The sequence below is a fragment of the Bacteroides sp. 2_2_4 genome, from assembly GCF_000157055.1.
Lineage (GTDB): Bacteria > Bacteroidota > Bacteroidia > Bacteroidales > Bacteroidaceae > Bacteroides > Bacteroides ovatus.
Genome location: NZ_EQ973357.1, coordinates 482,985 through 502,860, shown reverse-complemented (window position 1 = coordinate 502,860; position 19,876 = coordinate 482,985). Strand labels below are relative to the sequence as shown.

Sequence of the window (19,876 nt, the reverse complement as noted above, 5' to 3'; positions counted from 1 at the left end):
TATTTAGCCAATCTAATAATACTGTTTAGGCGATTGATGCCACTAATTAAGAAAATTCGGCGGAGAATGGAAAGGAAAAACAAGCTTTTAAGATTTCGACCAGCTTTTATCAGAAAATGACTAGCTAGTTTTATTCCATATTTAAAAATAGGTTGTATTTTTGCCTGATACCTAATAATTATTCGTCGAATATCTAATAAAAACAGTATGAAAAAACATTTTCTACTTCTTATTTTATCACTTTTATTCCTGCCGATTGCACAAGGCAAAGTAAAACTCCCTGCAATGATGGGAGATCACATGGTACTTCAACAGAACAGCTCCGTTAAGTTATGGGGTTGGGCGGATGGCAAAAAAGTAACTGTCACCACTTCGTGGAACAACCGGACTTATCAGGCATCTACGGATAAAGACGGGGCCTGGCTGGTAAAAGTAGACACTCCCGAAGGAGGATATACTCCTTATTCTATTACGATCAGTGACGGCACTCCGGTCACTCTCTCGGATATACTGATAGGGGAGGTGTGGATCTGCTCCGGACAGTCGAACATGGAAATGCGTATGATGGGAAATGCAGCACAACCCATTGACCACTCACTTGAAACGCTGCTGAACTCGGGAAATTATCGCGACCGTATTCGTTTTATTACCGTACCGAGAACCAATGATACAGAACGCCGCACGGATTTCGAGAAAAGAAAATGGGAAGTATCGTCACCCGAAACGAGCATTGATTGCAGTGCCGCCGCCTATTTCTTTGCCCGCCAACTGACTGAAAGTCTCCATCTCCCGGTAGGACTGGTTATCAACAGTTGGGGAGGTTCGGCGATCGAAGCATGGATGGATGAACCGACATTGAAAACCGTTGAAGGCATGAATGTGGAAGCTGCCAAGAATCCTAAAAGAGGGGTGCATCAGCGTTTGGAATGTCTGTACAACTCGATGTTATGGCCTGTCAAGAACTTCACGGCACGTGGTTTCCTCTGGTATCAGGGAGAATCGAATATATCCAACTATCAATTCTATGCTCCGATGATGACTGCTATGGTGCAGCTATGGAGAAATGTATGGGAGGCTCCCGATATGCCTTTCTATTATGTGCAGATCGCTCCTTACAAATATGAAAACAGCAGCAATACGGGGGCTGCTTTATTGCGTGAAGCACAGATGGAAGCACTGAAAACGATTCCTAATTCGGGCATGGTGCCCACTACGGATATTGGTGATGAATTTTGCATCCATCCGCCACAGAAGGATGTAGTGGGACTTCGGTTGGCTACACTTGCATTGACTAAAACATACGGTATCCGCCGATTGCCATCCAACGGTCCGACGATGACCAAAGTGGACTATGCGGACAAAAAGGCTATAGTGACATTTGATAATGCACCTGTGGGGTTGTTTCCTACTTTCTCCGAACTGGAAGGATTCGAGATTGCGGGAGCGGACAAGAAGTTCTATCCGGCGAAAGCAAAGATTGTTGGACGTACCAACACAGTAGAAGTGTGGAGTGAAGAGGTAGCCCAACCGGTTGCCGTGCGCTATGCTTTCCGTAATTATGTGGGAAATATCACGCTGCGGAATACTTTCGGATTGAGTGCTTTCCCGTTCCGCACGGATACGTGGGACGACGTGAAATAAAGGAAATTATGAAACGATCCATCTTATCTATATGTATACTGCTGACATCGGTTTCTCTGGTCTTCGCCAATATCTACAAGAAATATGACGTTAGATCAGGGTTATCGGGCAATTGCGTCCGGAGCATCCTCCAGGATAGCATCGGATATATGTGGTTTGCAACGCAGGACGGGCTGAATCGTTTCAACGGTATCGAGTTCACCAACTACGGACATTCGTCAGAAAACGGTGGAAACAGTTATATGAATATAGTAACGATCTGCCGCCATCAGGATAACAATCAGATTTGGGTGGCCAGTACGGAGAAGCTGTATTTATTCGACTCGCGGGAAGAGAAGTTCTCCGTATTCGATACACAGACGGAAGACGGGGTGACAGTCAACAGTGTCTTTGGAATGGCATACGACAACGACGGGCAGTTATGGATCGGAACAGCCAACGGACTGTTTGTCTACAACGAGAAAAAAGGTACGTTGAGGCAGTATCTACATTCTCTTTCCGATCCTCATTCATTGCCGGACAATCACGTGTGGGTGATCTACAACGACTCGTTCGGAACTATCTGGATAGGCACCCGGAATGGTCTGGCAAAATACAACCAACGCACGGACAACTTCACAGGGTATATATCCGAAGATACTTCTTTCGGACGTCCTGCCTGCAACGAGATTATCTCTTTGATGGAAAGTTCGCAGGGAGTATTATGGGCGGGTACATGGTACGGGGGACTGGCACGGTTCAATAAGGAGACAGGGCAATTCCGCTATTACTTCGGAGAAGGGGACACGCTTACCATTCCACGCATCCGCACCTTGTTTCAACGGACGGCCAACTCTTTCTATCTCGGCTCCGACGACGGACTTTATACATTCAACACCACGACAGGAGAATGTCTGCCTACCGACGACGGACAAAATAAAGAAAGTATCTATGCCTGTTATCAGGATAGGGAGGGGGGAATCTGGATCGGGACGTATTTCAGTGGGGTGAGTTACCTGTCTCCCAAGCATAAGGATATTGAGTGGTATTATCCCAATGGTACGGAAAATTCTCTTTCGGGAAATGTCATCAGCCAATTCTGCGAAGATCCCGACGGAAACATTTGGATTGCTACCGAAGACGGGGGACTGAATCTCTTTGATCCCCGCACGAAGAAGTTTAAAAACCATCTGTTGAGAAGCAGTAACCCTAATATCGGTTATCACAATATCCATGCACTGTTGTACAATGAAGGAAAATTGTGGATTGGCAGTTTCTCCCGTGGATTATATATCCTGGATATTCAAACGGGAAAAATGAAAAACTATCGCCATAACCGCGCAAACCCACATTCAATTCCTAACGACCATATCTACTCCATCTATCAAACGAAGGATGGCAGCATTTATCTGGGAACGCTCTCCGGATTCTGCCAGTATGACCCGGAAAGTGATTCTTTCCGGACATTGGAACCTTTAAGCCATATCTTTATCTACGACATGGTTGAAGACCCATACGGAGACTTGTGGCTGGCAAGCAAAAGGGATGGTATCTGGCGTTACAACCGCCAAACCGGCAAATTGCACAACTATCGCAACGACCCGGCAAATCCTGATTCTCCTTGCAGCAACTGGGTAATCCGTGTGTATATCGATCATAAACAGCATCTATGGTTCTGTACTGAAGGCGGTGGCATCTGCCGTTATCACTATCAGGAAGACCGTTTTGAAAACTTCTCCACCAAAGAGAATCTGCCGAACAATATCATCTATGGCATACTGGACGATCAATCGGGTAACTATTGGCTTTCTTCCAACAGGGGACTGATCCGGTATGAGCCGCAAAACAAACGGGCACAACTCTATACCATCGAGGATGGATTGCAAAGCAACCAGTTCAATTTCCGTTCTTCCCTGCAAGCCAGTGACGGGAAATTCTATTTCGGTGGGGTGAACGGGTTCAATTGTTTCTATCCGTTCAAATTATCTATTAATAAGGTAAGACCTACAGCGTCTATCTCGGCGGTATATATGCATAGCCCCGACGACAAAGTAAGCCTTAGCAAGCGTATACCTGCTCTTAGCGGACAGGTAACTGTTCCTTATCAGGTGGTGTCGTTCGACATCACGTTCGAAAGTCTTAGTTATGTGGCTCCCAGCAAGAATTTATATGCCTACAAACTGGACGGTATTCACAAAGAATGGATATACACGGATAAACATAACGTATCTTTTCTCAACCTGCCTCCGGGTGAATATACTTTCCGTGTGAAAGCAAGTAACAACGATGAATATTGGAGCAATGACGACTGTTGCCTGCATATTGAAATTCTTCCTCCACCCTGGAAGACCATTTATGCCAAGATTTTCTATTTACTAATTGCATGTGGTCTCGCATATTTTCTGGTAAAGCTTTATTTGCGTAAGCAGCAGGCTGTGAAAATAAGAAAGATGAAAGAGATGGAACAAATAAAGAATCAGGAGTTGTTCCAGTCGAAAATTACATTCTTCACTCAAGTGGCGCATGAAATCAAGACTCCGGTAAGCCTTATCAAAGCTCCGCTGGAAGCTATTCTGGAAACACATGAATGGAACAGTGAAGTGGAAAGCAACCTGTCTGTGATACGGAAGAACACCAACCGACTGATGGAGCTTATCAAACAATTGCTCGACTTCCGCAAAGTGGACAAGGAAGGTTATACGCTTTCATTCAATGAAGTGGATATCAACCGGATGATAGAGGACATCATCGACCGTTTCCGTGCCATCTCCCTGACCGGAATATCTTTCAGTGTCTCTCTTCCGAAAGAACATCTGCAATATAATGTAGACCAGGAGGCGCTGACTAAAATTGCCAGCAACCTGCTGACAAATGCCATGAAATATGCCCGTACCCGCATTATGGTAATTATGGACGAACATCTGTCTTCTGAAGGGCGCACGCTCTCCTTGTGTGTGCGTGACGACGGTCCGGGTATTCCGCAAGAGGAATGCAGCAAGGTTTTCGAACCGTTTTATCAGGTAGGAAATACAGGAAACAACGGATCGGGAGTAGGAATCGGATTGAGTCTCGTCAAATTATTGGTGGAGAAGCATAAAGGGAAGGTTTATATCAATCCCGGCTATACGGAAGGATGCGAGGTATGTGTGGAAATTCCATATTTGGAGAAAAACATCCCTGTCAGCCCTTCCATCACTTCCATGCCCGACAGGGTTCCCGCTTCGGAAGAAGAAGGCGAACCCGCCGGTTACTCTCTTCTGGTAGTGGAAGACACGACGGATATGCTGGAGTTTCTGGCTAAAAATCTGGGAAATACCTATACTATCCATACAGCCACCAATGGCAAGAAAGCCTTGGAATATCTGGAGACAACGACAGTAGATCTTATTATCAGTGACATCGTCATGCCTCACATGGACGGATTCGAATTATTAAAGTCCATCCGTTCCGACAATATGCTTTGCCATATCCCGTTTATCCTGCTTTCGGCACTCGATAGCATCGATTCGAAAATTGCGGGTCTTGACTATGGCGCGGACGCTTATATAGAAAAGCCTTTCTCGCTAAGCCACATGAAGGCCACTATCAATAATTTGCTAGAAAACCGGCGTATGCTGTTCAACCACTTTACAACGGTACCGAATATGTCATACGACCAGACATTAATGAACAAAACAGACGTGAAATGGCTGAACACGATCAATGAAATCATTACCCGCAATTTCACCAATGAAGAATTTACCATCGACAAGATGGCAGAAGAAATGGCTGTCAGCCGTTCCAACTTACAGCGCAAATTGAAAGGATTGACCGGAATGCCGCCCAATGACTATATCCGGTTGATACGGCTCAAAACAGCCGGAGAACTTTTGCGGGAAGGGGAATACCGGATTAACGAAGTCTGCTACATCGTAGGATTTAATAATCCTTCATACTTCGCGCGCTGCTTTCAGAAACAGTTCGGGATATTGCCGAAAGATTATGTGAAGAAAGGAAGCTAGCCTTTCATATAAGAAACCGAACAACCAAAGAGGTATTAATGAGCTGACCGCTCTTGACTTTGCTCACAATATTGAGTTTTTCTTCAAATGAATGTCGCATAAAAAACTGCACTCCTAAAGTTTTGTGTCTAACTTTTGGGGTGCAGTTCAATTATCAGGGAAGTACATTTCTCATCGCAGTGAGAATATACCCTTGTCAGAATAGGCTGAAACAGCTCATGAAGCCAATAAAAGGGCGAGCAATAGAATAGGAAGTAAAACTTCTGAATTCTATTAATTCGCCCTCTTATATTAACTCTCTTACGTATTATCTATTAGAAATATATCCCTGTTGAATTATATTTCAATAAGAAGCTGTTGCCGGAATACCTTCCTTTTCCAATAAAGCCACAATACGGTCTAACTCTTCATGTGTAGCCTTTTGCAAATCGTGGTCGGGAGTCTCCCGGTCGATCGTATAAATCATTACTTGACGGGGAGCGATTTCTTTCACTGCTTCTATCCAGGGGAGCACATACTTGTCGGATGTATTATCCATGTCTTTTCCCTGATAACCTCCTTTCAGGAACATCGTCTGTACGATGCAGTTTCCTTTGAACTCTTTCATCTTTTCGATGATCTTCTTAACAGAGTATTTTCCGTTAGGACGGTCCAACAGATGAATGTATTCTTCATCCACCGTATCCAGTTTCAGGATATTATTATCTATCTTGTTCAGTGCTTCGAATACGGCAGGACGGTCGATAAATGTAGAGTTACTCAATACACTTACTTTCGCTTTTGGGAAATACTTGTCGCGAAGCGCAAGTGTATCTTCTATGATTTCCGGGAAGTAGGGATGCGCAGTCGGTTCACCGTTTCCGGCAAAGGTCAGTACATCGGGAGCGGAACCGTTTGCCTGCATATCTTTCAGTTTCTCTTCGAGAGCCGTGCGGACTTCTTCACGGGTAGGGAGAAGCTTCTTCGTACGACGTTCGGCATTGAAGCCACACTCACAGTAAATGCAGTCGAACGAACAAACCTTACCGTCTTCCGGTAATAAATTGATTCCCAAAGAAACGCCCAAACGGCGGGAATGAATAGGGCCGAAGATGGGTGAAGGAAAAATAATAGTCATTTTATTCTAATTATTTATTCATAAATCATAGCAAAGATAACCCAAAACTTACAGGTTATCCTATCTGTACGACTATTTTTTCACTTAATTCTTCCCATAAGTAAAGTGTACATATCACGCACCTCTGCCTGGGGATGTATCGTACTAAGCTTCTCCAATCTGTTGTACAGACTATGCAATTCATCCTTTAAACGCTTCGTTGTACTAGTATGTTTTGCATTTTCCTGTATTATATCCAACCATGCGTCCAGACATATCAACTGGATATCCATTTGTTCATAGCTTACAGCAGCCGACGGATCAAAATCATTAAACAGCCCTTTATACAAATCCCGGAAGAAATCGTCATCACTATATCCTTTTTGATTACTATGTAATGCTTGCAATCTAAGAGCCGATATTGTTTCTATACTTAGTAAGTGCTTGAACATCTTTACCAATTCCGGATATAGAATGTTATTTCTTGCTTCCAGTAAATTCTCTTTTACATACGTACATTCCATCTTTTCTACAGGATGAAATAAATAGTTATCCAGTTCGAGCATTGCTTGATGTTGTGTATCTGCCGGTTGGGAACTTCCCACTGTTTCAGCTATTCCCATCAGGTAACTTCCATATTGACGAATAGCCTTCCTGTATATATCAGTGAGTGAACTTCCTTTGTCCCTTTTTCCTCCTTTATACACAATCTTATCCAATTGATTTAGTATAATCTGCAGATTTGACACCTTTGCTGCATAATCGGATGGAGGAAGAGAATGGGTCCCATCCGGCAGGTTTTTATCTATCCATCGACGGAGTTGCTCCCGTTCATCATAGCAATTCCTACTTCCTTTGAGAGGATTATAACCAAAATAAATAGCCCGGCAAGCATCTTCCCCTACTTTCACAGTCGTTCCGCACGAGTTTTTGGACAGATTTCCGCGTAAACCTAAAAGATGCCCGATTTCCCCTGTTATTTCATTTTGCAACAACTCTTTTTCCACTTCCTTTGCATAACGGTCGGCTATGATACGCGGATCCGAAGCGCCACAACTCAACAAATAGTCATCCAATTTTCCTTTTTGAAATCCATGTCCGATATTCACCCGACATGACAGTATTTCTCCGGTACGAGGATGACAGGTAAAGTCGCTCTTTATCCCCGGCATCATCAAATCATAAGAAACGAAAGCACGCTGTTCGGCCGGAACAATCTTGCTGTCTGCATACTTCACTTGTAAAGCATCCCGGATACCTGCCTTGCGGAATGCAGTATTCCATACCAATATTCCTTCTTTCACAGCTTGAAAATATTCCTTCGGAAAAAGCGTATCTACATAAAAAATAAGCGGTTTCGACATATCCCAACGAAGAATTAATGAATCTTCTACCATACAATAAGGATCTTGGGAATAATCTTTAAAAGTCAATGTCTGATAGGGTATCCTGTGATCTGCCAGGCGGATCTGATCTTTCTTTTGAGGGAGCAAACGTACTACACAAGTAACCTCCAAAGGTATGCTGCCTTCAGGTAATATAATGGCAGAGCTGGAAAACATATATCTTTCCGCCTCAACCCCGTGATAACGCCTGACCGTAAATGACACCCCTCCTTCAAAAGGATGTATTTTTGTTACCTCTGACAGTTCCGGAACCAACGAACGGATAAAACCATGATTATAGCTGAACCAGTCATTGCCATTTATCAGATATTTTGTTATTCGGATAATGGCTCCTTGTTCTTTCGAATAAGCCACTACCGGATAGCTATCACCGGCAGGTTGTATATTTGACAACGAAAACGACCGCTGATATACACTCTTTTCATCCAGAATACGCTCTGTATAAAACGGCTTTTGGAAACAAATCGTAGCTTTATCAGGAGACATGATGCGTACTACCCCCAAACCGGTAACGGGACGATTCAGTAAATCGAAGCCTCTATCTATCTGTCCGCGAACTTCAATCTCCCGCCCGATATATTCACGGGGTATTTCCAGATAAACCTCCTTCTCCGCTACATATACAGGAAATACACCCTCTATTTTTTTCATTCCGGTGACAAAGAATTCATCAAACGCTTTGACGGAATCTTGTGCCTGGAGCCATGCGGCCATACACAACAATATAATAATCACATATTTTCTTTTATTCATGAGCCTCTTTATTTGCTTTTCATCCTTAAAATATAATGCTATCTACCAGAAACATAGCACGTTTTTTAGCAACCGGTTCTGCTACCCTATTACTATAATCAAGCCCCTCTTTCTTAATTCTATTCAAAGCTTGCATAACAGAAACTAATAATTTCGAGGAGGTTATCTTTTCCGACCGATCCAGTAAATCACAGAGTTTATTTACATAAAGCGTCTGTATCTTATGCTTCGCTTCACTTACAGGAACATTATCAGTCCATTCAACGAATAACCCTTCATGCATACTTTCCAAAAACTCATTTACAGATAACATATCCTCACAAGCATTCTCTGATTCTTCCACCTTCCGAAGAGAACGGATTATTTCCGACATAAGTTCCTCATAAAAACGGTCGAATTCTTGACTGGCATCTATTTCTAATTTATGGGTAAACGATTTATTAAACATCCACGCAGGAGGCTGTAATACATAAGTCTGTATAAAGTTCATCACCTTCTTATTGTAATCAGCCTTTTCCGGTATATAAATATTCTCATCATCGGCTTCCGCAAGACGTTTTCCGCCCAAATGCGACAAAACATGCTGTACCCACTGTTTATAATGATTCAATACCGCTTCATAACGCCCCTGTAATACATATAAAGACGTTTTGTCCGTTACATGCCAGACATCCGGATGTTCACACAAATATTTCAGATTCTCTATTCCTTGTGTATTGACAATAACATGGTCATTACCTAAGTCTTCCGCCTGCGCCCGTACATCTATCCCACCTGAAAAATGCAAGGAAGGATCTTTCTGTTTTTCCTGATTCCAACGCTCTCTGTTCTCTTCTCTTTCAGAAGCATCCTTACCCGGAAATATACGGTATCCCCATTCAATAGCCCACTTATCATATTCGCCGACACGTACCCGCCTGTTTTTCAAATCAACCTTATCTTGAGGACGCAAAGCGTAATTATATCGTACATAGTCCATTATGGAACTTCCTATACTATATCGACTCAAAAAGTCATTATCACGCAACTGGTCTATGGAATAATGGGAACTACCCAGAAAGTTATGTTCCAATCCCAATGTGTGACCCACTTCATGAATGAATACTTGTTTTATCTGTTCCAATTGCAAAGAGTCCGGAAATTCTATGTTCCATGCCTGCGGGTCATTGGCTCCACATTGAGCAAAATACCATTTTTGCTCCAAATTCAACACGCTGCTGAAAATACCGACGTGACAAGCAATAATCTCTCCGGACCGGGATTCACAAGGAGTCGGCCCATAAGCATTATTCTGTCCTGATATCTTCCATGAAATAAACGGATAAGTACTGTCATAAATACTAAAATCCGGATCTTCTTCGGCAGTGGGAGCCAATCGTGCATCAATGGCATTCTTAAATCCGGCTTGCTCGAAAGCAGGACGCCAGTCACGTACTGCCTCAATAATGCAACCAATATACTTTTCCGGCGTGTTGCGATCTATATAAAAGATAATAGGTTGTATCGGCTCCACTAATTCCCCTTTCATGTACTTTTCCTTGTCTTCCGGCTTTATCTCCAAACGCCACCGTTTGATAACAGCTTTCCGGACAGCGGGCTGATCGCCTTGAAAACATTCCTTGCCGATGGAAAAGTAGGCTCCGCTATTTGCAGAAACTGCTTCCAATGGCTTTTTTGATAATAATTTAATGCAAACACCCGTATCCCAATCACCAATATAAGACGGAGAAACAGGTTTGCCGGGCATTCCTATTGACGAACTTCGATAAGCCCGTGATATATGAACCAACAAGCGGTTGTCATATCCCTTGATTTCCTTGATGCAATCTTTCTCTTTTAAACGTGAACCTACCAATAAATCAAAAGATACAATATCGAGCGTAAACAAAGGGAAATCTTTTAATACCTCGCCAATCTCTATCAAACTACTTCCTTGAGTCTTTGCTTTGACCGGCAATCTTTTATAAAGTCTGCTATTCCCACGTTGGGCAGCAATCTTTGCATATATCCCTGCAGGATTTTCAATAATCCTTTCATTCAACGGATCTACTATCCACAATTCATCACCCTGTTTCCTGAAACTGAAGAATACCGGACCTATCATATCACCCGAATATCCGAATTTCTTCTCCATATCCCGATCCGGACGGGCAGGAGCAGTCAAGATAGTAGTTGTTACGGCAAATTCACGTCCAATCAATGAATCCGGAATTTCCCAATATATATGTTTACCACTTCGATAAGTAGTAAACATACCGGGAATAACTTCCACTGGTGCTCCTTCTTTTAGAAAAGTAGCCATATTTGGCTGTTGCCCGTACAAAAAAGTACAGGCAACTGCAAGAAATATTGCACTGATAATTCCTTTTAGCATAAAGAGCGATTTATACTATTCATAATTATAGCTAATATCAACAATCTTCCCAATGAGTTGCTCGGGATCTTCGTAAACACAAATGCTGTTTTCTTCGCGGGATACATCACCTGCCACTGTCAGTTGCAATTCTACAACTACACCTTTATCAGCTGTATTGATGCCTAATCCGAGAGACATACCTAGTTTCTCCTTATATTCGCCTATTTCCTCATCGTCATCTTCCTCTCTCACACTTTCAGGGTCCTTAAATTTAAAACTAACTATCTGTGCTGACGGATCAGTTTCATAAGTATAAAGTTCAATTGCCCTTCCGCGACCAAGATCAATGCGATATAATTTATTACCCGATGTCATAAATATAAGGTTTGCCGTATACGCGTAAGAAGCTGCAAATTTTGCTGTTTCTACATTTACTTCGGACGGTAAAGCAATCGTATACCGGGCAGCACAAATCGGATCTTCATCTTGCGCACTGAATTTAAACACAGTCAGCTCTTTTCCGTTATGGGGAGCAGCAATTGCATAAGCAAAATTTCCCCCGTTTCCTCCCGTAACAATGTCATGCACTTCTAAAGACGGATCAATCTTATTTGGATCAAAGACATTTGATTCATCAGACGACATTAAATATGTCCTGACAGGTTTCTGATCAGTCCATTTAGTTCCATAATTACGTATATCTTGAGTAGCCGAATTCGGTACCATATAATCGCTAAAACCCAGAATAGAGGAAGCAAGAAAACGATGATTTTCAGAATCAAAAAACAAATAGCCTCCTCCATACGAACCATAAGCGGAAATGGCGGGAAACTCACTTTCCTTTTTTACTGAGAATGGTACACAAAATCCATCCATAGGAGCACAATATGCTTTTCCACTATTCACAAACAATTCACCATGAGTACTCATCTTATAGAGCTCGATATTCAACGGTTCCCCTTTTCCAGTCGGTTCAAAAAGTATTTTATTCGATGGATATCTCGTTATTAAAGTACTTGGAGTCAACAAGGCCAAGTCCCGATCGGTTACCACCATTAACGCCGGACTTACTTTAAAACCAAAAAAACCCAGCATACTACTTAAAAACGAATCCCCATAGTTTTTTCTTGCACTTACCGCCAAAGGTTTTCCTTCTAACGGAAATGACTGATTCAGTTCTGATTTAAAGACATCCGGATAAACATAATATCCTTCCGGAGTACCCTCTATCGCTCCTAATACTCCCTTTCCTTCTTTTTCCTGCAATACAAACCAGCAAGGATTTAAAGGACGAATAATTGCAACTTCACCTATCTGATACCAGGTTGTTCCATTCTTTTTATCCGTAATGACCAACATCAAACCTATATTTTCGGATTCATAAGGCTCGACTGTTACTTTACATTCTTTGCCTACGGAATAATCTTTATAATCACTAAGTCTGTCCGACCCCGCTTTCTTTCCTTCGATTGTTTTCTTCCATTGAAATACAAGGTTTTTCTCATTTTGCTCCAAAGTCTGAGAAATCTCGGGTATAATTGAAACTTCGACTGCTTCCTCTTTAGGCATACGTACCTTCGTTTCAGGTATTACGATATCCATCGTATTTACATCATGATAATCGTAATCTCCCTTGTCATCGTAACAGCCTGTTTGCAATAAAGCCGCTCCGATAAAACTTACTATACAGATGATATATTTCCTCATAACGTTTCTTTTTAATCTTATTCATATTCTATTTCATCACCCTCTTCACCTAAAATCGGTGGATTTCCCTCCTCCTTATATTCTCTATAAGCTTGCTTGATTACATCAATATCTTCATCTTCCAAATCATCCCATACACGTTGACATACATCCATAATAAACATATATTTAGCATCGCTATAACTGCCAAATCCCACATAATCACTCCATTCGGTCGGTTTCAACTCCCATCTGACATTTAAAACGATTTGATTCTTTTCTACCAGACCTTTATCAAACTGATGAAGAGGGTTATTCAAATCAAACTCCAGATAACAACCATAAACATTTCTACCTGCCTCTACTTTCGGACGATTTATTTTATAATAGAATATCTGGCAAACTGTATCAAGGTCAGTATATGTATACTTGCTTTCCAATAATACATCCACTGAATTCTGATAATCATTATTCGGAGTTACTTTCACACAGAAATCACGATTCTCTTTCAAAAAATCTCCTTGTATTCTTACCTCGAAACTGTCTACAGCATAAGGTTCTTTCTTCACATAATCCGTATCAACCAAAGTACGGACATGCGTAGTGCTACCATAGAAATTGATACGAGGTGTCTGGTCATATAAGTCTATCTCGTTTTCACTGCATCCTACATAAATGCCGCAAACAAGAATAGCTAAAACAAAATATATAATACGTTTCATAATGCTTCATCATTTAGAGTTGTTTCCAAAAATATACTCGTCATCCGGCAACGTCATCTGATAATGGGCTTCAGTCATCGTTTCAATCCCACAACCATAATAAGTGCTATAATTATGCGCTTTCAAGAAATAGAAAAGTTGACCTTCCGCGAAATATTCTTTTCTATATTCTTTCATTATCTCATTAATACGTTTAGTCTGGTTTTTGTCTTCTTCCGAAGTATTATCAAGGTCATCATATCCGGTAGTCGGTATTTCATCACTATAAGAGATACCACGTGCAAAACGTACGGTATTTAACGCGTCAGCACTTTCCGATGCAGAAGGAACACATTCTGCTACAATATAATACATTTCGGGTAAGCGTATCAAAGGGATAGCGTCAGCACCGGAATAAGCATATCCGCCATTCAAAGGTTTCTGATTATATTTTCTACAAAAAACATCTGTCCGACTTGCCCCATTAATAACCTCAAACATTTCCGTATTTTTTCTCCAGTCAGTATTCCCTGCATCGGCAGTTTCATAGAAGAATTTAAATTTATCTCCATCCAGATAGAAATGTTGCTGAGTATTGGTATTCTCCATATCCATATAATTTCCAATAAGCAAATTGGAGAATTCATTGACTGTTATTCCAAAGATTTGCTCTGCGTAGCGTATGGAATTGTAATTGGAAGCAGTCTGCGATTTATACAATGTAAAATACTTAGAGGCAGCAATCACTTGTTTAGCGTACTCTGTGGCCAATCCTTTACTTTCCGCATCACCTTTGTAACAATATACACGAGCCAGCATAGCTTTAACCGCATATAGATTCATACGAAACTCACGATTGACAAGAAAATGATTTTTATCTATAAAATCTTCATCCGTCTGATCGGTAAAGAAATCAAGAGGATCACTCTCTTTCAGTAATTTTTCAGCGTCATTCAAATCTTTGAGAATAGCGTCAACCACTTCGCTGGCTGGTAAAACAGGAGTGGCATCCTTATCAAAAGCAATACGGTAGGGTATAGCTTTGGATGCAGGATGTTCTTTATAAACAGGACCGAACATACGCAACAAATCAAAGTGAAGAAAAGCGCGAAGCCCGAGTGCCTCTCCCTTCATAGTTTCATAATAGCGTTCGGTAACTAAAACATCTTTATTTTTGTCTACGTACTCCAAGAAGTTATTAATATTGGCTATGATGTTATACATCGTTGAGTAAATCCCATTCTTCTTACTCAAAAACATGTTCTCATAATCGAACACGATACTTTGGTCGAAAACAGCATTTGTATTATACCCCGGATAATCGGAATATAATCCTGCCAACTCATCCAAATAAGCATAAGTCAAGTCTCCGGCATATAATGTCGTGGTTCCCAACTTCAAATAAATACCTGTAAGCGCATCCTTAAATCCTGATTCCGACTCAAATTGCTTGTCGGTAGGAATAGAAGTCTTCGGAGATACATCCAACCAGTCGCTGCAAGACATAAGTCCCAGCATTGTTGTTGTTAATAGTATATATATTATCTGTTTCATACAAATAGGTTTTTAATTAGAAAGCAACATTCAGAGCAAATGTAAACTGACGGGAATACGGATAGTACAAACCTCTTTCGCGTTTCACTGTAGACCAATAGAAAAAGTCTTCCATATTAAACGTCACTTTAGCGGAACTCAATCCCCAATGACTAATAAATTTTGTATTAGTACGATCCATACGATAGTAAACAGACAACGAACTTCCCTGGAATATATTTTCATCCATTATAAACCGGGAAGTGGCTTTCGTTTCCAAACCGTTAGGATTAAGAATACGGAACTGTGCCTTATCACCCGGTTTCGCCCAACGTAGCTGAGTTACCCGTCGATCTACATTATATTTCAAATTAGCATTTTCCACCTTGTCAAGCAAGGTCTGATTATATACCTGACCGCCAAACTGATACCTGAAGCTGACATCTGCTCCCCAACCTCTGTATGTAAAGGAAGAATTAATATATCCTTGCCATTTAGGTTCTGTATTACCAATAGGTACTACATCATTCGCACTCCAGTTAACGGCACTCGTCATCTCCCCGTTACGTTTCAATAATATTTCATCTCCGGAAGCCGGATCAATACCTAATGAACGTACTACCCAGATACGGGAAAGAGATTCACCTTCTTCATAACGTGGCAACGGCGTATCTTTTAAATCTGATGCACTTTTATCATTTCTGTATTTCATCGCTTCCGATATTTTCAATAGTTTGTCAGTATTATGAGAACCGTTTACTGTAATTGTCCAATAAGCTTGTTTAGCAGTGTTTTTATAAGGAATAGCCGAGAGAGAAATTTCCCAACCCTTATTCTCTATCTTTCCCAGATTTTCCGGATAACTGCTGAAACCAAGAGAAGGAGCAAGACTTATATTGGCAACCATATTATCTGTTATTTTCCGATAATATTCCACACGTGCAGTAAAACGCTGATCGAAAAACCCGAGTTCCAAGGCAAGATTAGTACTTTTTGTAGTCTGCCATTTTAAACTTTCATTATGCATAGCCAAGATTTCCGAACCTGTTGCATCCGACGAGTAATAAGGAAGCAGTAAATTGGAATATGTATAATAACCATGTGCCTGATAAGGATCAAAACCTTGGGAACCGGTCGTACCGTATGTACCCCTCAAAATAAAATCAGAAATAAAAGATACATCTTTCAAAAAGTTCTCTTTTTTCAAATCCCAACGTAATCCGGTTGACCAGAAAGGAGCCCAACGGTTATTTTTTCCAAATTGAGAAGAACCGTCCAAGCGTATATTAAAGTCGAACGAATACTTATATTTATAAGAATAGCCTCCAGCAACTACCCAACCAATGGAGCGCGTTGTCCTCTCATCTCCTGTCACCTTCTCATTATATTTCTTACCAAACAACAAGTTATCCATATTATCATTCGGGAAACCAGTCACATAGTTTCCATAAGTCTCCGAATTATTCTCCAATACACTCATACGTGCATTAGCAGTCAGGTAGTGATCTTCCAGTTGCTTATTCCAGCTTCCTGTTAAATCTATGCCCCAATTGACAGCTTCACTCTGACTTCTGCGATAATCACCTCTTAAGGTAGGATCAGTCACATTATCAAAAAGCGTATGTTGTGCAGGACGAAAAATATCACGATGTCCTACGCTCTTGGACAGATTAAAAGCTCCTTCAAACCGTAATTCATTAGTAGGATTATATTCCACCTTGAAAAGTTCACGTACTGTAAAGTTTTTACTTTGGTCTTTACTGTTGAATGTTGTATTATACATCGGATTCAGGTAGCTCGACTCACCACCCACTCCTTCGAAATTATCAAGCCGTTTTTGTATTTCTCCGTTCTCTCCATACGGACGCAGATAAGGATTCAAGCGGGTATATTCACTAAAACTTCCCCACGGAGACTCATTAGCCACCGAATTATCCAACGTAATGCTATTCTTTAACAACACCTTTTTCAGACGATACTGAAAATCAAGTGAACCGGTCAGTACATCACGTTTGCTGTCTTTCATCACACCCGGAGAACTATTATATCCGACATACATCCGATAACGCAAGGCTTCGTCACCACCTTCCAACGTAACCGTATGTCGTTGTTGGAAAGCTGTTTGCAAAGGCTTGTCCAGCCAATAAGTATTTACTCCTGCCAGCACTTCACGCAATTTAGATTGATAGAGCTGCCATTTTTCAACTGTCTCACCACCGTATGTATAAAGCCCGCTTTGCAACTCTGCGTCTATCTTCTCTCTTGCATTCATTAAATTATATCCGGTCATATCCGGAGCTTCAATACGAAGTTCCCCACCATAAGTCACCCAAATCCGTCCCGGTTTGGGAGTCTTGCTTTCGATAACAATTACTCCATTTGCCGCACGCGAACCATAAATAGCCGTAGCTGCCGCATCTTTCAACACAACGATGGAAGCAACACGGTCGGGATCCATATCAGCAAGTGTCTGTATACTGATTTCAAATCCGTCCATGATAAGCAGCGGTTGATTGGCATAGGTCTCATATTCGCCCTGAACTGCCAGCACATCATTACTGGCAGAATTTAAATCTACCGTAGCCTGTGCATTCAAATCCATATTTGCACCGCCACGCATACGCATATCAGGCAGATTATTCGGATTAGACCCCATATTGATATTATCCATGATACGAAGCCCGGGAGCGACAGCAGCTATCGCTTTAGCCACATTATTCGTACTATACTTTTTCAGTTCTTCACCCTTGATAGTAACAGCAGAACCAGTGAATCCCTCTTTCTTTCTATTAAACATACCTGTCACCACCACTTCATCGAGTGCTTTTGTATCAGACTTCATCACTACCGACATATAGGATGAAGGATTCAAGAACTGAGTCTCCAAACCTACATACGATATTCTAACCCGACTATCTTTCGAAACATTAGAAAGCTGAAAATTACCATTATTGTCCGTGATAGCCCTAATATTATTGGCATCTTCTACGATAATAGTGGCACCGATAACAGGAAGTCCGTCTTCCTCGGAAAAAACTTTTCCTTTTACTTGTGAAAAAAACTTTTTAGAATCCTCTTTTGTGATATTGATGAATTGTCCGTCAATGTGGTATTTCAACGGATTTTTCCCGATAATCACTTTCAATGCTTCATCGACTGTAGCTTTTTCTACTTTTCCGGTAGAAGTATAAGAACTGATTTCATCGTAGATAAAAAGAACTTTATATCCCGATACTTTTTCAAAACGTTTAAAAATAGAGGGTAATCCTTCATTTTTAAACTCCATTGTTATTTGCTTTTCCTTACCTGTTTGCGCTTCAACACGCCATGAATAGGCAAAAAGGAAAAACAAGAACAAGACAATGAACTTTTGTGCTTGATTCTTTTTCATAAGCCCGAATAGTTAAATAATATTTCATTCTTTTAATTATATACGAAGTTTAAAAAAGAATGGTTACCCTTAAAAGAATTTATTTTTCAGAAATATATATTTCTATTCAGATTTATGACTTTTTGCTCGTTTTTTATTCAATAATTAGTTTTCCTGTTTCAAAATGAGCATGTATCCTCTCCATTCGATTCAATAATTCAATCAAGTGAAAGATGTCTTGGTGACGATTTGCAAAGAAATGCATACGAAGATCCATAATTTTGCTATTGCGGAACTCAATATCTATATTATACCAACGCCCTATTTCTTTCATCATGTCAACCAGGGCAACATCGTCAAAATAGAAAAATCCTTCCTTCCAATATAAAAATGATTCAATGTCCACCTCGTTCACAGCAAACGTTCCGTCAGAAGAAAGCTGTGCACTTTGTCCCGGCATCATTTCAACACTATGAATTCCACAAGTATCGCTAACAGCCACTTTTCCTGTAATGAGCGTAACACGGACATCAATAGGAGAGTAGCTACGCACATTAAATTCCGTTCCTAATACGCGAACCTGTAGATTTCCACTTTTCACAATAAAAGGATGTTTTGCATCTTTAGTAACTTTAAAATAAGCTTCACCTTCCAAAGAGACGACTCTTTCTTTTCCTTTAAAAATCGTAGGGTAAGCTAATCGGCTGTCTGAATTCAAGAAGACTTCGGTTCCTTCGGATAAAACAACTTTGAATGTCTCTCCCCTGGGAATACTTAATCTATGTATCTGTACTTTCTGCTTTCCTACTTCCTTGGTTTCTGTCTGAAGAAGAGCACGACTATAATCTATTTCTTTAGAAGACAACTGTGCAGTAGAGGAAGACGAAAGAGATTCTACCACTTCTTTTAGTGGTTTTATTTCCTTCTCATCATTCACTTGTAAAGTGACTTCTTGGGCAACATGATTGGCTTGAAACACTTGAATGATTTCCGGTTGCGACGAAATCATCATTGCACGCAAAACTAAAATTATGACAACAGTCGCCGCTACACCCGTGGCACTGGCCCACAACAGTATCCGCGTATTTTTTCTTCGATCGTTTTTAGAATGTTTATTATGAAAATCTGCCAATTCATTCCGGACATCAATTGCCAGCATATTTTGTTTTTTCTGCATTTCTATCACAATTTCTGCCAAATCAGAATATGCCTGCAAGCACTCCTCATCTTCTTTCAAATTATGCAATTGATCAGTAGTTATATGAGAACGATTCTCCATAATTTCCAGGAGTTCTTCTTCCGACTTACTTATATTTATATTCTTTTCATCCATAAATAATGTATTCAATATATA

Annotated in this window: 10 protein-coding genes; 2 read left to right on the top strand and 8 right to left on the bottom strand. The window is 40.9% G+C overall.

Annotation, left to right across the window (positions count from 1 at the left end):
* The first annotated feature begins 207 nt into the window (after positions 1-207).
* Positions 208-1,641 carry a sialate O-acetylesterase gene (locus tag BSCG_RS19660; RefSeq protein ID WP_008775360.1) on the top strand — a complete coding sequence of 478 codons (1,434 nt, stop codon included), beginning with the start codon at positions 208-210 and terminating at the stop codon, positions 1,639-1,641.
* 8 nt (positions 1,642-1,649) lie between these two features.
* Entirely contained in the window at positions 1,650-5,621 is a 3,972-nt protein-coding gene (locus BSCG_RS19665) for a hybrid sensor histidine kinase/response regulator transcription factor (protein ID WP_032849391.1), read from the top strand.
* Positions 5,622-5,964: 343 nt separating this feature from the next.
* On the opposite strand, the gene BSCG_RS19670 is transcribed toward BSCG_RS19665, so the two are convergent.
* The 8 genes from BSCG_RS19670 to BSCG_RS19705 all read right to left on the bottom strand — a co-directional run bounded on the left by BSCG_RS19670 (position 5,965) and on the right by BSCG_RS19705 (position 19,855).
* Complete coding sequence (locus tag BSCG_RS19670; RefSeq protein ID WP_004302827.1) at positions 5,965-6,738, bottom strand: radical SAM protein; 774 nt, start codon at positions 6,736-6,738, stop codon at positions 5,965-5,967.
* 80 nt (positions 6,739-6,818) lie between these two features.
* The gene (locus tag BSCG_RS19675) at positions 6,819-8,876 is read right to left on the bottom strand and encodes a DUF5117 domain-containing protein (RefSeq protein ID WP_008775358.1); all 2,058 of its coding nucleotides are present in this window, start codon (positions 8,874-8,876) and stop codon (positions 6,819-6,821) included.
* 25 nt (positions 8,877-8,901) lie between these two features.
* On the bottom strand, positions 8,902-11,250 hold the full coding sequence (locus BSCG_RS19680) for a zinc-dependent metalloprotease (protein WP_008646934.1): 2,349 nt from the start codon (positions 11,248-11,250) through the stop codon (positions 8,902-8,904).
* 15 nt (positions 11,251-11,265) lie between these two features.
* Positions 11,266-12,939 (bottom strand): PKD-like family lipoprotein, encoded by a 1,674-nt coding sequence (locus BSCG_RS19685; RefSeq protein ID WP_008775357.1) that lies wholly within the window; start codon positions 12,937-12,939, stop codon positions 11,266-11,268.
* Positions 12,940-12,956: 17 nt separating this feature from the next.
* A complete protein-coding gene (locus tag BSCG_RS19690; protein WP_004316104.1) occupies positions 12,957-13,640 on the bottom strand; it encodes a DUF4843 domain-containing protein in 684 nt (227 codons plus the stop codon).
* A gap of 9 nt (positions 13,641-13,649) precedes the next feature.
* Positions 13,650-15,173: a RagB/SusD family nutrient uptake outer membrane protein gene (locus BSCG_RS19695; RefSeq protein ID WP_004316103.1), complete on the bottom strand. Its 1,524-nt coding sequence runs from the start codon at positions 15,171-15,173 to the stop codon at positions 13,650-13,652.
* Positions 15,174-15,189: 16 nt separating this feature from the next.
* On the bottom strand, positions 15,190-18,543 hold the full coding sequence (locus BSCG_RS19700) for a SusC/RagA family TonB-linked outer membrane protein (RefSeq protein WP_008775355.1): 3,354 nt from the start codon (positions 18,541-18,543) through the stop codon (positions 15,190-15,192).
* A 133-nt stretch (positions 18,544-18,676) separates the two neighbouring features.
* Positions 18,677-19,855 (bottom strand): FecR family protein, encoded by a 1,179-nt coding sequence (locus tag BSCG_RS19705; protein WP_008775354.1) that lies wholly within the window; start codon positions 19,853-19,855, stop codon positions 18,677-18,679.
* Between the last annotated feature and the right edge of the window lie 21 nt (positions 19,856-19,876).

What these genes read in the sequence shown, in the direction of transcription:
- BSCG_RS19660 (WP_008775360.1), top strand. Translation starts at nt 208, where the DNA reads ATGAAAAAACATTTTCTACTTCTTATTTTATCACTTTTATTCCTGCCG.
- BSCG_RS19665 (WP_032849391.1), top strand. Translation starts at nt 1,650, where the DNA reads ATGAAACGATCCATCTTATCTATATGTATACTGCTGACATCGGTTTCT.
- BSCG_RS19670 (WP_004302827.1), bottom strand. Translation starts at nt 6,738, where the DNA reads ATGACTATTATTTTTCCTTCACCCATCTTCGGCCCTATTCATTCCCGC.
- BSCG_RS19675 (WP_008775358.1), bottom strand. Translation starts at nt 8,876, where the DNA reads ATGAATAAAAGAAAATATGTGATTATTATATTGTTGTGTATGGCCGCA.
- BSCG_RS19680 (WP_008646934.1), bottom strand. Translation starts at nt 11,250, where the DNA reads ATGCTAAAAGGAATTATCAGTGCAATATTTCTTGCAGTTGCCTGTACT.
- BSCG_RS19685 (WP_008775357.1), bottom strand. Translation starts at nt 12,939, where the DNA reads ATGAGGAAATATATCATCTGTATAGTAAGTTTTATCGGAGCGGCTTTA.
- BSCG_RS19690 (WP_004316104.1), bottom strand. Translation starts at nt 13,640, where the DNA reads ATGAAACGTATTATATATTTTGTTTTAGCTATTCTTGTTTGCGGCATT.
- BSCG_RS19695 (WP_004316103.1), bottom strand. Translation starts at nt 15,173, where the DNA reads ATGAAACAGATAATATATATACTATTAACAACAACAATGCTGGGACTT.
- BSCG_RS19700 (WP_008775355.1), bottom strand. Translation starts at nt 18,543, where the DNA reads ATGAAAAAGAATCAAGCACAAAAGTTCATTGTCTTGTTCTTGTTTTTC.
- BSCG_RS19705 (WP_008775354.1), bottom strand. Translation starts at nt 19,855, where the DNA reads ATGGATGAAAAGAATATAAATATAAGTAAGTCGGAAGAAGAACTCCTG.